At 70.1% G+C, this 12822-nt stretch carries 13 protein-coding genes and 1 pseudogene; 4 read left to right on the forward strand and 10 right to left on the reverse strand.

Translation table 11 applies throughout. The annotated features are described in order from the left end of the window. The first annotated feature begins 121 nt into the window (after nucleotides 1-121). Together ACTWQE_RS26450 and ACTWQE_RS26455 are read left to right on the forward strand one after the other, a co-directional pair. On the forward strand, nucleotides 122-697 hold the full coding sequence (locus ACTWQE_RS26450) for a YceI family protein (RefSeq protein WP_443331564.1): 576 nt from the start codon (nucleotides 122-124) through the stop codon (nucleotides 695-697). 196 nt (nucleotides 698-893) lie between these two features. Continuing rightward, complete coding sequence (locus tag ACTWQE_RS26455) at nucleotides 894-1193, forward strand: DUF6506 family protein (protein WP_443331565.1); 300 nt, start codon at nucleotides 894-896, stop codon at nucleotides 1191-1193. 78 nt (nucleotides 1194-1271) lie between these two features. On the opposite strand, the pseudogene ACTWQE_RS26460 reads toward ACTWQE_RS26455, so the two are convergent. The 3 genes and pseudogenes from ACTWQE_RS26460 to ACTWQE_RS26470 all read right to left on the reverse strand — a co-directional run. Further along, nucleotides 1272-1561, reverse strand: a pseudogene (locus ACTWQE_RS26460) (IS5/IS1182 family transposase); the annotation flags it as partial. 264 nt (nucleotides 1562-1825) lie between these two features. Continuing rightward, nucleotides 1826-2593, reverse strand: coding sequence for a CbtA family protein (locus ACTWQE_RS26465; RefSeq protein WP_443331566.1), 768 nt, complete (start codon nucleotides 2591-2593; stop codon nucleotides 1826-1828). 16 nt (nucleotides 2594-2609) lie between these two features. Continuing rightward, the gene (locus tag ACTWQE_RS26470; protein WP_443331567.1) at nucleotides 2610-2831 is read right to left on the reverse strand and encodes a CbtB domain-containing protein; all 222 of its coding nucleotides are present in this window, start codon (nucleotides 2829-2831) and stop codon (nucleotides 2610-2612) included. A gap of 298 nt (nucleotides 2832-3129) precedes the next feature. Here ACTWQE_RS26470 and ACTWQE_RS26475 point away from each other — a divergent pair, with 298 nt between their 5' ends. Continuing rightward, entirely contained in the window at nucleotides 3130-3687 is a 558-nt protein-coding gene (locus ACTWQE_RS26475) for a histidine phosphatase family protein (RefSeq protein WP_443331576.1), read from the forward strand. A gap of 105 nt (nucleotides 3688-3792) precedes the next feature. Here the strand turns inward: ACTWQE_RS26475 and ACTWQE_RS26480 are convergent, their stop codons facing one another. The 7 genes from ACTWQE_RS26480 to ACTWQE_RS26510 form a co-directional block, all read right to left on the reverse strand. Continuing rightward, on the reverse strand, nucleotides 3793-4284 hold the full coding sequence (locus ACTWQE_RS26480; protein WP_443331568.1) for a hypothetical protein: 492 nt from the start codon (nucleotides 4282-4284) through the stop codon (nucleotides 3793-3795). Nucleotides 4285-4509: 225 nt separating this feature from the next. After that, nucleotides 4510-5826, reverse strand: coding sequence for a cytochrome P450 (locus ACTWQE_RS26485; protein ID WP_443331569.1), 1317 nt, complete (start codon nucleotides 5824-5826; stop codon nucleotides 4510-4512). Next, nucleotides 5823-6431 (reverse strand): GTP-binding protein, encoded by a 609-nt coding sequence (locus tag ACTWQE_RS26490; protein WP_443331570.1) that lies wholly within the window; start codon nucleotides 6429-6431, stop codon nucleotides 5823-5825. Before ACTWQE_RS26490 ends, ACTWQE_RS26485 begins: the two co-directional genes overlap by 4 nt. Beyond that, nucleotides 6415-6780, reverse strand: a complete 366-nt coding sequence (locus ACTWQE_RS26495; protein WP_443331571.1) for a DUF742 domain-containing protein — start codon at nucleotides 6778-6780, stop codon at nucleotides 6415-6417. The genes ACTWQE_RS26490 and ACTWQE_RS26495 overlap by 17 nt, the downstream gene beginning before the upstream one ends. Further along, nucleotides 6777-7202 carry a roadblock/LC7 domain-containing protein gene (locus ACTWQE_RS26500; RefSeq protein WP_443331572.1) on the reverse strand — a complete coding sequence of 142 codons (426 nt, stop codon included), beginning with the start codon at nucleotides 7200-7202 and terminating at the stop codon, nucleotides 6777-6779. The genes ACTWQE_RS26495 and ACTWQE_RS26500 overlap by 4 nt, the downstream gene beginning before the upstream one ends. Then, nucleotides 7199-9085 (reverse strand): ATP-binding protein, encoded by a 1887-nt coding sequence (locus ACTWQE_RS26505; protein WP_443331573.1) that lies wholly within the window; start codon nucleotides 9083-9085, stop codon nucleotides 7199-7201. Before ACTWQE_RS26505 ends, ACTWQE_RS26500 begins: the two co-directional genes overlap by 4 nt. Nucleotides 9086-9549: 464 nt before the next feature. Further along, nucleotides 9550-11076: a DUF4394 domain-containing protein gene (locus ACTWQE_RS26510; protein WP_443331574.1), complete on the reverse strand. Its 1527-nt coding sequence runs from the start codon at nucleotides 11074-11076 to the stop codon at nucleotides 9550-9552. Between the two features lie 487 nt (nucleotides 11077-11563). On the opposite strand from ACTWQE_RS26510, the gene ACTWQE_RS26515 reads away from it, so the two are divergent. Then, complete coding sequence (locus ACTWQE_RS26515; RefSeq protein WP_443331575.1) at nucleotides 11564-12571, forward strand: hypothetical protein; 1008 nt, start codon at nucleotides 11564-11566, stop codon at nucleotides 12569-12571. The last annotated feature ends 251 nt before the right edge of the window (nucleotides 12572-12822 follow it).

Raw genomic sequence — 12822 nt, forward strand, 5'->3', positions numbered from 1 at the left:
CTCGCACCTGGGCGGAGTCCGATCAAACCGGGGCTTTCCGTACGCTCCTACCATCACGAGATGCCCGCTGGCTGCGCTCGTCCTACGCTGGGCGGAGGGGCCCCAGGCTGCGGGAGCTGCCATGGCGATGACGAAATGGTTCTTCGAGCCCGGCCACACCGCTGTGGAGTTCTGCGCCCGGCACATGATGGTCACTTATGTGCGTGGGCAGTTCAAGAATGTGCATGGCTTTATGGAAGTCGACCCGGATGAGCCGGAGAAGGCACGTGTCGGAGCGACGATCGACGCAACCCAGGTGTACACCGGCCAGCCTCAGCGCGACGCCCATCTGCGCAGTGCCGACTTCTTCGATGTCGAGAACCATCCGACCTGGACGTTCGTCGCGACCCGTATCCACCAGGCGAGCGCGAACGAATTCGAGGTGACCGGGGATCTCACCGTGCGCGGGGTCACCCGGCCCGTGACCTTCTACGCGACCTACCTCGGGCGCTGGGAAACCCCGTGGTGGGAGGACGGCCGGGACCTCGGGCCCCGGAAGCGCGCCGGTTTCTCCGCCAGGACCCGTATCAACCGCCATGACTTCGGAGTGAGCTGGAACGACGTGGTCGACCAGGGCGGTGTGGTCGTCAGCGATGTGGTCGACGTCACCATCGACGTCGAGGCCGTCCTCGAATCCACGGAGCCGGCCGCCACCTGACCGCCCCGGGAGACCCGCGGGCGGGCTAGGGCTTGTCCGACGGGTCATGCGCGAGTGTGGCCGGCGTTGTGGTGCTCGGACGGTGCGGGCATCCGGAGTGCGGCGCGGATCACTCACGGATCATCTCCGATCCAGGCCATTCCCGCCCTGGCTCTGCTTGGCTGGTGGCTCTGACGATCACAGGAGGTCGATACGCATGGCGCTGACGCACTGGGGGTTCATCTACACGGCGGACGGCAGCGCGGCAGGTGGCGATGTCAGCGTGGTGGACACGGGTACGTGCCGCAGTGTGTTCGTCGGGGTGGAGAAGCCCGAGGAGGGCATCGAGGTCGCGCGCCGCCTGGTGGGCGACGGCGTGCAACTGATTGAACTATGCGGGGGGTTCGGGCCAGTATGGGCCGGGCGTGTCATCGAGGCGATCGACGGCGCGGTCCCCGTGGGCGCGGTTGGCTATGGGCCCGAAGCGGTCGATCAGGTGCACGCGATTTTCTCCTGACGTGTGCCGACTCCTTCACTCCGAAGGGGGCGGCCCCGGCCCCTCGTAGGGCAGGCCGCTTACGGCCTGTCCAGGGGGTCATGGGCGGAGCCAGAGGCGGACGGCTGCAACGGTGACGGTGCCGTGGAAGACATACGCTCGCTTGTCAAAGCGTGTGGCCACGGCCCGGAAGCCCTTGAGAGCGTTGATAGTTCGCTCGACTTCGTTGCGGCGCTTGTACATCGTGCGGTTGAAGGCCGTGGGCCGACCGCCCGCGCTACCTCGGCGCTGGCGGTTGGCCCGCTGGTCTCTGCGTTCGGGAATGGTGTCTTGATCTGTCGGCGTCGCAGGTAACGCCGGTTGCGACGTGAGCTGCACGCCTTGTCACCGCCCGTTGATCACCCTGCGGTGACTCTTCCAGCGCCCGCCCCGCCCCACATTTCTCGGCAGGTGCGGCTCCAATCGAGCCCACTCCAGGTCCGAGAGATCACCCGGCCCCATGCGGGGCGGAACGACGCAGACGTGACCCAGTCACACGTCCCATCGGACACTGCCCAGTGCTGTGACCGGGACCGGGCGTACGGCATGGCGACGCGGCTCTACGGCTGAGGGGTCTGCCGGGCGCGCCCCCGGCAGACCCCTCATGTGCCCTGTCAGCCGGTCGGTGCGGGCACCTCTCGCCCGGCAGAGTTCGCCGTTGTCCCGGTGGCCCGGGGCTCCAGCACGCGCTCGGCGAGGTGGCCGAACAGCACTCCGAACGAAGCCCACAGCAGGGTCTGGATACCCAGGGAGGCCATGCGGAACTCCCACAGCGCCGCAGCCGGGAAACCGTGGGGGATGTTGTCCCCCGAGGGCAGAAAGACTGCGGCGAGAGCCAGGGCCGCGATGAAGGCGGCCGCGGCGGCGATGGTGGCGTTCCAGTTGCCCAGACGGTCGGCGAGCCGGCGTCCGAGCAGAACCGCCGCGACGCCCAGCAGGACGCTGAGCGCGATCATGAGGAAGTACAGCGTGGTCCGCTGGCCGATGGTGTCGGGGTTGCCCACGGCCGGAGGGCTGGGAGGATATGTCAGATACGGAACGAGGCAGAGGGTGACGAAGGCCGCGAGCGCGGTCAGCGCCGCCGTGGCCCGTGCGCCGAACCTGCCGACGCGGCCCAGGGCGAAGCAGAACGCCAGGGAGGCGATCCCGCCCACGGCCGTACCGAAGACCAGCACCGCGGTGGCCAGCCCAACGGTCGACTGCACCGCCCGGCTGACCAGCTCTTCCTCGCCGTGCCCGCCTGCATGGGCACCCTCGAAGGCGATGGCGGCGTCCACCGGTCCCTCGCCGATGAGATACGCCAGCCCGAACGCGAGCACACCCGCGCCCAGACCGGCGATCATTCCGCGCACCAGCAGGGCGCGTACTGTTGCGGAGTTCATGTGCGCGTCCCCTGTATCAGTGGCAGGGGAAGCCGAGCAGATGACGGCCGTCGTGCACCCACTCGTGCACACCTTCGCCGGAGATCACGGCTGTCGCGCCCTGTTCGGCGCCGACGAAGTACAACATCACGAGCATCAGGAGGCCGAAGAACGCGGCCCAGGGGAGGATCGCCCGCACCGGCAGCGGCCGGACGGCGGACGGGGAAAGGGAAGCAGGGGTAGCGGCGGACTGAGCCACGGCGAGACCTCCTCGGGAACACGCGTCCCGCATCGTTGGAGCATGCGACGACGGCGCCGGGTCTGACTCACCGACAGATCTCCCCTTTCCGGGAGGACCTGTTCGGCACACAGTGGCGCGACCGTGCCGGGCTTGCACCGGGCTTCCGTACGTACCGTCGTCCTATCACAACAGAAGGTACAGCCGATGTGCCCTTTCAGCCAAGACCGCCCCTGTCCCGGCCCCACGGTCTCACCGCAGGCACCGCTGGCTACCCTGTGCCTCGGACGAACGACATATGGATACTTGGAGCGCGGCGATGAGCATCCGGCTGACCCTGGTGTGCGCGGCGGCCGGGCCGGTCGTACGTGAGGTGCGGTTCGACGACGGGCCGCTCGACGACCGCGGGCGGGAGGAGGCCCGCGCCGCCGCAGCTTCCCTGCCGCCCGCGACACGTCACCTCGTCGCGCCTTCGCGGCGGTGCCGGGAGACCGCGGCGGCCCTGGGCCTGGAAGCGGACGCCGAACCGGCGCTGCGGGACGGTGACATGGGCACCTGGCGCGGCCGTAGCCTCGCCGACGTCGCCGCCGCCGATCCTGCTGCGCTCGCCGCCTGGACCACCGACCCGGCGGCCGCTCCCCATGGCGGCGAATCCCTCCTCGACCTCTGCGGACGGGTCGCCGACTGGCTCGACAGGCTGCCTGAGGACTCCGGCCGTGTGCTCGCGATCACCGAGGCGGCCGTCGTCCGCGCCGCGATCGGGCACGCCCTCTCGGCTCCCCCGGAGGCGTTCTGGCGCATCGACGTTCCGCCGTTGTCCATGGCCCGGCTCACGGGGCGCAGCGCCCGCTGGAACCTGCGCCTGGGGCCCGTATGAGCCTTCTCGCCCCGGCGAAGCCCCCGGTACGGTGCGAGCAGAGGCGACGGATGTTCTACCTCGCCTCGACCCACGGCAACGGATCCTCCAGGGTGCCGCTTCCGCCTACCGCGAACCGGTCGGCGGCCCCGCGCCGTTCATGCCGTCCAGTTCCTGGATCGTGCCGCCGACCTTCGAGCGGAGTTGTGCGAGGACGCCCGGTCTGGCGCTGATGGCCCAGCGCGGCCCGACGAGATACGTCCCGCCGTACATACGGGCGGTGTCCAGCCAGGTCAGCTTGTACTTCTCCTCGGGGAAGGTGGTGACGAGGTAGTCACCCAGGGAGGTTTCGCAGACGCCTTCCCGGAGCTCGTCCGCTTCGGTACGGATATTGACCTTGCAGCCCGTCATGGCGGCGATCTTCTCCACCTTCGGCGGAGCCGGGGCTACGGCGCTGGGTTTCCGCTTCGGCTTGTCCGCCGTCGTGGCGGTCTTCTCCGCACCGCAGCCCACGGCCAGGGAAAGGATGACCAGACTCCCCAGAATGCGGGCGCGGCGTGCGGCGTGAACGGTGGGCGGTCCCGGGCGGGTTCGCCCTTCCCCTTGGTGTTCGGCCACGTCGCCTCTCCGTATCGGCTCTTTCCCGGCCCGCGGGCGTTGCGGACGGGTCCTCTCGGAGATACGGAGGAACGCCGTCGGCTGCTCACCGCTCGCGTGCCCGGATGACCGTGGTGGCGGTGGTGCGTACTGGTCGGCGCCCCTCACCCGTCATGACGGCCCCCGGGGAGGCGGTCGGCCCCGGCCTGGAGGTCGTGTGCGGTCGGGTGGAGGGTGAGGGTGCGCTCATGTGGCAGGGGTGGCTCCGGCTGGTTCGGGGACGATCGGCGTGAACCGGGTGGGGAGGGTGGCGAGGGCGCGGTGGAAGCCTCCGGGGCGCCACTCCAGCTGGTCGTAGGGGACGGCCAGTTCGATGTCGGAGAGCCAGACGGTGAGCCGTTCGATCGCGGTGACGGCCACGAGCAGCGCGTGGTCCCGGACGGGGCAGGCGTGCGGCCCCGCGGACCAGGCCAGATGGGAGCCCGCGCCCGTTCCCGCAGCTGTTCCGGCGCCTGCTTCGACGTTTGGTCCGGTGCCCGTTGCGGTGGCATGGGGACAGCGGAGTACGGACTGGTTCGCCGCGGCGTAGGAGATCAGGACGAGTTGACCGGCCCGGATCCAGGTTCCGTGGAAGTAGAGGTCGCGGCGGGGGAAGTGGGCCCCGTAGTTGGCCAGGGGCGGGTCGTACCAGAGGACTTCCGTGATGGCGTCGTGTGCCGTGAGGGCGCCGCCGGTGAGGGTGGTGTAGTAGCGGTCGTCGCAGAGCATGCGGGCCAGTGCGTTGCCGATGAGGTTGGTGGTGGGTTCCAGGCCGGTGCCCAGGGTCAGTACGACCTGGTGGATCACCTCCTCGGTGCTCAGCCCGGCGGGGTGCTCGATGAACCAGCTGATGAGGTCGAGGCCCCGCTCCCGGCCCCTGGCGGTCACCAGGTCCGTCACACAGCTCTCGAAGGTCCGGTTCGCGGCCGTGGCCTCCTGCGGGGTGTTGCCCTCGAACGTGCCCGCGAGAGCGTCGAGGAGACGGGAGCTGTCGGCGTCGCCGAGCCCGAACAGCCGGTTGAACAACAGCATCGGGAGGACACGCGCGTACTGGCCGATGAGGTCGGCCCGTCCGGTGGCACCGAACTCGCCGATCAGCGAGTCGGCCGCCCGGTGGACCAGGGAACGCAGCTCGTGCGGTTCGACCATACGGAAGGAGTCGGTGATGACGCTGCGGTAGCGCTCGTGCACCTCCCCATCGCTGAACAGGGCATTCGGCCGCCATCCGAGCATCGGCCGGACCGGTGAGTCGGCGGGGAGGGAGTCCTGCCAGGGCCTCGGGTCGTGGGACCAGTCGGCGGGGTCGTGCAGCAACTCCAGTGCCGTTCGGTAGTCGGTGACGAGCATGGCGCTGACGCCGGGGGCGATCTCGACCGGGGCCAGATCGCCGTACTGGCGGAGTTCGGCGTAGGCGCTGTTCGGGTCCGCGGCGAACTCGGGCCCGTACAGGCGCGGGGGGACATGGTCGCGGTGCGCGGGGCGGTCCGGCATCGGCATCGCACCGGGGGGCGGCGGGAGGGTCATCGGGCGGCTCCGACGGGGGCGTGGGCCATGACGTGACGGGCGAGGGTGATCAGTGCGTCGGCGGACTGGTCGCGGTCGCGTGCGTCGCACACCACGAGCGGTGTGTCGGGGAGCAGATCCAGATGGTCGCGGAGGATGGACGGGTCGTGCAGTGGCGCGTCGGGAAAGGCGTTGACGGCGACCGCATAACGCAGCCCCGCCTCTTCGATGATGTCCATGACCTCGAAGGATGCGTCCAGACGACGGGTGTCGACGAGGACCAGGGCGCCCAGGGCCCCTTCCACGATGTCCTCCCACAGCGGCAGGAAACGCTTCTGCCCGGGAGTACCGAACAGATAGAGGATCAGTTCGTCGGAGAGCGTACGGCGGCCGAAGTCGATGGCGACGGTCGTGGTGGCCTTCTCCCGCACCCCGGACAGATCGTCCACCAGCGCCCCCGCCTGCGTCAGGACCTCCTCGGTGTGGAACGGCGGTGTCTCGGACAGTGTGCGGATCATCGTCGTCTTGCCCACTCCGAAGGGACCGGCGATCAGCACCTTCACCAGGATCGGTTCCGAGGCGTCCTCCGGCAGCGCGCCGGGGCCGCCGCTAGGACTTGAGTCCATGGAGTCCATTGATCAGTTTCTCCAGAAGGTCCCGGTCGGGCCGCTGAGCGGGAGGGATGGGAGGACGGGTCCGAAGGTAACCGGCTTCGACGAGGTCCGCCGCCAGTACGCGCGCGATGCTGAAGGGCAGTCCCAGCCGGGCGGCGACCTCGGCCAGCGGCAGCGAACGGCCCTCCGGGAGGATGTCGAGCACCCGCCGTTGCCCCGGGCTGAGCTCTCTCGGCTCCTCGGGCGTGGCCGCCTGCAGGACGGACAGCCGTTCGAGCGAGATGCGGTCGTCGCCCTGGGCCCGTCCGCCGGTGGCCAGATAGTCCGGTACCAGCCGTCTCCTGGGGGGCCTGGGACTCATCGTGGAGCAGCGTTCCGACGTGGTGGACAGGTGACCTCCTGCACGCCGAGGGCGGCGGCCTGACGGTGCAACTGGCGGGAGAGCACGCCCATGTTGATGTCCGGGGCGGCGAAGGCCACGAGGCAGGCATGAGGGCCGGCGGGCACGGCCACCAGCCAGCCCTCGGCGGACTCCACCACGGTCTGGCGCAGTTCGGCGGGGCCGCCGGTAAAGGCGCTGGTGGTGGAACGAGCCGCTCCCTGCAGGGCGGAGAGCATCGCGGCGACGCCTTCGGCGCGATGCCTGCTGAGGTCAGGTGACCGTCCCTGGACGAATCCGTCGCTGGAGACGAGCGCGGCGTGCTGTACGTGCGGCAGTTCCAGCAGGGGGGCGAGCACCCAGGACTGATCGTCGGCCGGGGGACGGCGGGCGAACGTGCTCATGCGGGTGGGTTCCCTTCTTCGGTGCGGTCGGCATCGGAGCCCGTGGCGCGGCGTCCGGCGGCGGAACCTCGTTGCAGGGCGGCCCACTTCTCCGCGCTCTCCGCCGCCTCGGCCGTGGAGCGCGTCGTTTCGGGGCGTGCCCGACGGCGGTCGGACGCCCGGTCCTCGGCGGCCCGGCCGTTGGCGGCCCGGCCGTTGGCGGCCCGGCCGTTGGCAGTCCGGCCGTCGGCAGTCCGGCCGTCGGCGGAAACGGGTTGGCGCCGGCGGCGTCGCGGCAGGGCGCCGGGCCCGGGGGCGGGGGCCTCCCCAGATGCGGCGGAAGCGTCGGTGCCCGCCGCGGAAGCGTCCGGGTCCGCGTCCGGAACCTCCGGGTCCGCGTCCGGAACGTGCGGTCTCCAGGACGGAGCCTCCGGGTCCGTGAGCGGAACCTCGGCACTCGTCACCGGGGATTCCGCGTCTGCGAGCGGTACTTCGCCCCTGCCCGCCGAAGCGTCGCGGTCTGCGGGTGGAACCTCACTGTCCGCACCCGGAGTTCGCGGGCCTACGACCGGTGATGCGCTGCTCGCAGCCCGAGCGGCCCGGTCCGCGGCCGCTACCTCTGGACGGGGATCCGGGGCATCCGCAGGGTGTACGGGATTCGCGGCCGACGGAGATTCCCGACCCGCCGCCGATGCTTCAGGGCGTGGATCCGCGAGGTGGGCGGCGTGTGGCAGGTCCGCGGCAGACGCGTTCGACGCGGCGGCGCCGGGAGCGGGCGGGCCGTCAGACGCGGAGTCGGGCGCCCCGATCGGTTCAGAGGAAGAGGGCCGGGGAGCCATCGCCGACATCGGATGCCTCGACTCGTCCAGCAGGGTCAGCAGCGGATCACGGGGGATGAACACGGTGGCGCGGACTCCCCCGTAGACGCTGGGTTCGACGTGCACACGGAATCCGTACGCGCGGCAGAGCTGCCCGATCGCGGCGAACCCGGATCGCGGCGGGTCCCCGAGTTCCGTCAGGAGCATGGGCTGTTCCGCCGTCATCAACTCCGCGGCGCGCTGCCTCTCGTCGGCGTGCATGCCCACCCCGGCGTCGTCGACGGTGACCGAGGCGCCCCCGTCGGTCTGCTGGACGACGACACGGACGGGCAGAGCCGGAGGTGAATGGTGCAGGGCGTTCGCCAGGAGCTCGGTGAGGGCGACGGCCACCGGTTCCACCGCCCGTGCCACCACCGCGACCGGATCCCGCAGATGATTGGTGACCTGGATGCGCTGGTACCCCAGCAGCCGGGAGCTGGCACCCATGACGATCTCGGACAGATAGGAGTCGTCGCGCGCCAGGCCCGGCCACGCGTCCGACACGATCCCCGTGACCTGGATGCGCCGCAGAATCTGTTCGTTGAGGAAGTCCACATCGATCAGGTCCTGCATCACCTTCTCTCCGTCGTAGCGGTGTTGCAGTTCCTGGAGCAGCTCCTGCATCCGGTAGCTCATCGCCTGGATGCGCGTGGTGGCGCCGCGCAGCGCGGCCCGCGCCGCCGAGTCCATCCTCTGCCGCTCCGCGAGCACGGCGTCGCCGACGTTGTCCAGCACTCTCTGCCCCGCCCGGTCGACGTCACTGTCCGCCCATTCGGGGTCCAGCAGCCCCGGAACGGCGAGGTGCGGATGGGTCAGAGCCGCTACGGCACCGGGCACGCGCCCATCGGCGAGATGCCGCAGCTCGGCGCGCAGCCCCTCCAGTGCGGCAAGCGTCTCCGCTCCCCACTCGTCGGCTGCCGCCAGTTCCGCCGCCGCTGTGGCGCGCTCGCCGCGCCGCGCCCGGTACTGCTGCACAGCCAGCAGGGACGAGACCAGCGCGCATGCGGCGAGAACCCATGCCAGTACCGCTACCAGGTGCTGGTCCATCGAGCCTCACAGGAAGAATCGTTACGGTGGGAAGGTGAGAGCCCTCGGGTCACGTCATCCGGTGGGCGGCTGAACGTGTCCTACGGAGCGGGGTCGCACCCGTCCGTTCAGAAGAAGGCACCAGCCGCTCGGCCTTCGGCCCGCGGGCTCGGCTACGGGGCGAGTCCGTCGGCATATCCGGTGGGTTTCGGCGCCCGGCCCGGCGCCCTCGTGAACCACCCCAAGTCATCACGTTCCGCAGCCGACTGGCCGTCATAGGTGAAGATCGTAGGATACAAATCACACCGCCGTCAGCCGTGATGCGAATGTCCCTGAAGGTGGCCCTTGTATGTGCGGGTTACCTCCAACTGATCCGCATAGGGGCGAACCGAGGGTTCGCTACCGCTTCGGCAAGGCGCCCGCCTGCCGAGCGGTTCGGCAGGCGGGCGGCGACGTAGCGAGAGGGGGCCGTGGACTTCCGGGAGTCAGCGACGCCGATCGATGGGGACAGCGATGTCTTCGACCGGTTGCCGCTGAGGGAAGTCACCGATGAAGCGGGCTCGTCCGGTGAGCAGGTTCACCTGGTAGAAGCTCCGCTGGTCGTCTCCGCCGCGCCGGTTGTCGGTGCTGAGGGTGGCATAGCCGGTGTTGGTGCCGCGGTCGGCGTCGGTCAGGATGTCGAAGCCCGCGTTCGGCCCGGCGTTCACCCCGAGGCGGCCGGTGGGGAAGAGGGTGCCGTCGTTGGGCGGTGACTGGATGGAAACTCGGTCCAGGTCGGTGTCGATGTCGAAGAGGGTCGTATTCGTCGCGGGGTTGAGGTCGTTGTTCGTGTAGGCGGCACCGGTCACACCGGTCGCGATGCGTCTCCGGTCGTTGCCGTTGTCGTTGCCGTTGTCGTTGTCGTTGCCGTTGCGGTTGTTGCTGTTTCCGCCACCTGCGCTGTTGGCGTTCCCGTTGTTGTTCGCGTTCGCGTTGCCGTTGTTGTTCCCGCTCGCGTTACCGTTCCCGCTCGCGTTGCCGTTGCTGTTGCTGTTGCCGCTCGCGTTGCCGTTGCCGTTCGCGTTCCCGTTCCCGCTCGCGTTCCAGTTGCCGTTACCGTTGCCGCTCGCGTTGCCGCTCGCGTTGCCGCTCGCGTTGCCGCTCGCGTTCGCGTTGCCGTTGCCGCTCGGGTTGCTGTTGCTGTTGCTGTTCCCGCTCGCGTTGCCGTTCGCGTTCCCGTTGCCGTTCCCGCTCGCGTTGCCGTTCGCGTTCCCGTTGCCGTTCCCGCTCGCGTTGCCGTTGCCGTTCCCGCTCGCGTTGCCGTTGCCGTTCCCGCTCGCGTTGCCGTTCGCGTTCCCGTTGCCGTTCCCGCTCGCGTTGCCGTTGCCGTTCCCGCTCGCGTTGCCGTTGCCGTTCCCGCTCGCGTTGCTGTTCCCGTTGCTGTTGCTGTTCCCGTTGCTGTTACCCCCGGTGTCGGACGACCTCGGCGGGTTGGTCAGCCTGTCGTCCGCGACGGTGGTGCCGGGACGGGGTGTGCCGTTGCGGTCGTCGATGTTGTGACGCAGGTTCTGGCTGGTGTCACTGATGATGCGGAGCCGGTTGGCGGCGGGGTCGAAGTCCACGCCGAAGAAACGCCCCTTAAGGCGGATGGTGAGCTGCGAGACCTTACGGGCCCGGACTTCGTCGCCGCCCCCGCCGCCGCCCCGGAGACCGGGGGTCGTGAGGGTGTAGATGCCGCCCCGGTTCCCGACGCCGTACAGCCGTCCGTCCTGCACCCGGTAGTCGATGCCCACCAGGAACTGGTCATTCCTCAAGCCGCTGATACGTCCCAGGAAACGCACCTCACTGGGCCGGTCGGCTGCAAAACTGACCAGGGAGCGACCCCCGACCAGACCGACGACCGTGGTGCTCCGCGAGAAGCCGTCCGCCGCGTGCACGGCTCCGCTCTCGTCGGCACTGGACGCGCCGACGGGGCTGAGCAGCCCAACGCCGGCGGCGACGATCAGCGCGCTGACGATCACACGATTGCGCATAGTGGAACTCCATCTTCGGTGCAGCCCACTGGTTTGGGCCGCTCTCAGCCGGACATCTTCCGTCACAACGGACTAAATATCAGATATTCCCATGAGAGCGGCGTTTCTCCTCCGCCTCGAGGCGCTCCTTCCTTCCCGCCCCACAGGTCACCCGGCTGCACGCAGCCCGGGAACGGCAGTACGACCGTCCGGCCACCGCTCGGTCCCGGCGTGCAGGCGGTACGGAGATCGGTCCGGTTCCGGTAGGTGACGGAGCGACAGGGGCGTGCGCGGGTGAGGGCCACGTGGGCGGGGGACGGGTCGCCGGACCCTGAGAATTCTCAGGGTCCCGAACTGCCGTTCGTGTTCTACGTTCATGGCCCCAGGCTCCGAACAGCGAAGCCCCGCCCCGCCCTGCCGCGAACCGTCCCCACGAAGGTCGAACTCAGCCGTGAAGCCCGCTCCCCCACCGCGTACCAGGTCGTCCCGAGCCCTCGTCACGTTGGCCATGGCCACGCTGCTCCTGGCACCCACCGCGATGGCGACGCAGCCTTCGCGTTCCGCGCGTGTCGAGGTGCCCGCGCGGGTAACGGCGGGAGTCGCGGTATTCGACCGGCGAACGGGAACGTTCACCGAACGGATCAACGCGGAGAGCCAGTTCCGTTCCGCATCGGTGGTGAAGCTGCTGATAGCGCTCGACTATCTGTGGAACCGTGGCCCGGCGTACGACGTACCGCCCGCGGACCGTCGCCGGCTGGAGTCCATGCTCCGCAGCAGTGACGACAGCTCGGCCAGTCAGTTCTGGGCGGCGGACGGCCGGGCCGGGATCGTCAGGCGGATGGTCTCGCGGCTCTCCCTGACCGGTACCGCGGGTCCGCCGCCAGGTTACCCGGGGTACTGGGGTTACACCGCTCTCACCGCGTCCGACACGGTGAAGGTCTACCGCTACATCCTCGACTCCGCACCCGCGGCCGTCCGCGACTTCGTCATGGGCAACCTCCGCGCTTCCACCCGCTGCGCCGCGGACGGCTTCGACCAGCACTTCGGTATACCGTCCGCGTTCCGGCGCCCCTGGGCGGTGAAGCAGGGGTGGTCCGGCTTCGGCTCCGGCGGAGGGTGCATACCGCACGCGACGACCGGAGACAGCGTTCCGGCGGCCCCGGAGAACAGCCGCGGGGGCGCTACGCCGGACGCGGTCGACCTGGACCGGGAGGCACTGCACACCACCGGGACGGTGGGTACGGACGACCGCGCGATCGTGGCCGCCTTCACCCTGCAGCCGGACGGCACCTCGTACGGCAAGGCCTGCGCCCGGCTGAGCGCGCTGACCCGCTCCCTCCGCGTGCCCGGCGCCGTCCGAAGGGCGGAGACTCGTCCCGTCAGGGCCGATCGCTGGCGGGAGGGAGACCGGGCCGGGTCCGCGCGTAGCGCGTCGGTCAGGTTCGGCTCAGGTGAGGTGAGGACCCGCGGGCAGCGTGCTGATGCCAGGGCTCGCCGGACGTGGGCTACCCGGTGACCACCGACACCGGGGCCGAGGTCGAGGCCAAGTCCGGAGCCGAGCCAGAGCCGGGGCCAAGGCCAGAGCAGGGCCAGGGCCGAGGCCGGAGCAGGGCCAGGGCCGAGGCCGGAGCAGGGCCAGGGCCGGGGCCGAGGCCGGAGCAGGGCCGAGACCAGAGACGGAACCAGAGCAGGGAACGAGACCGAGACGGAACCAGAGCCAGGGCCGGAACCGGGCCGGAGCCAGGGCCCGAGCCTGGCCCGGGCCAG

It is taken from the genome of Streptomyces sp. 8N706 (assembly GCF_052245415.1).
Taxonomy (GTDB): Bacteria; Actinomycetota; Actinomycetes; order Streptomycetales; family Streptomycetaceae; genus Streptomyces.

Excerpts from the sequence above, each read along its gene's own strand:
- ACTWQE_RS26510 (WP_443331574.1), bottom strand. The coding sequence starts at position 11,076 with ATGCGCAATCGTGTGATCGTCAGCGCGCTGATCGTCGCCGCCGGCGTT.
- ACTWQE_RS26465 (WP_443331566.1), bottom strand. The coding sequence starts at position 2,593 with ATGAACTCCGCAACAGTACGCGCCCTGCTGGTGCGCGGAATGATCGCC.
- ACTWQE_RS26485 (WP_443331569.1), bottom strand. The coding sequence starts at position 5,826 with ATGACCCTCCCGCCGCCCCCCGGTGCGATGCCGATGCCGGACCGCCCC.
- ACTWQE_RS26450 (WP_443331564.1), top strand. The coding sequence starts at position 122 with ATGGCGATGACGAAATGGTTCTTCGAGCCCGGCCACACCGCTGTGGAG.
- ACTWQE_RS26490 (WP_443331570.1), bottom strand. The coding sequence starts at position 6,431 with ATGGACTCAAGTCCTAGCGGCGGCCCCGGCGCGCTGCCGGAGGACGCC.
- ACTWQE_RS26500 (WP_443331572.1), bottom strand. The coding sequence starts at position 7,202 with ATGAGCACGTTCGCCCGCCGTCCCCCGGCCGACGATCAGTCCTGGGTG.
- ACTWQE_RS26455 (WP_443331565.1), top strand. The coding sequence starts at position 894 with ATGGCGCTGACGCACTGGGGGTTCATCTACACGGCGGACGGCAGCGCG.
- ACTWQE_RS26475 (WP_443331576.1), top strand. The coding sequence starts at position 3,130 with ATGAGCATCCGGCTGACCCTGGTGTGCGCGGCGGCCGGGCCGGTCGTA.
- ACTWQE_RS26515 (WP_443331575.1), top strand. The coding sequence starts at position 11,564 with ATGGCCACGCTGCTCCTGGCACCCACCGCGATGGCGACGCAGCCTTCG.
- ACTWQE_RS26505 (WP_443331573.1), bottom strand. The coding sequence starts at position 9,085 with ATGGACCAGCACCTGGTAGCGGTACTGGCATGGGTTCTCGCCGCATGC.
- ACTWQE_RS26495 (WP_443331571.1), bottom strand. The coding sequence starts at position 6,780 with ATGAGTCCCAGGCCCCCCAGGAGACGGCTGGTACCGGACTATCTGGCC.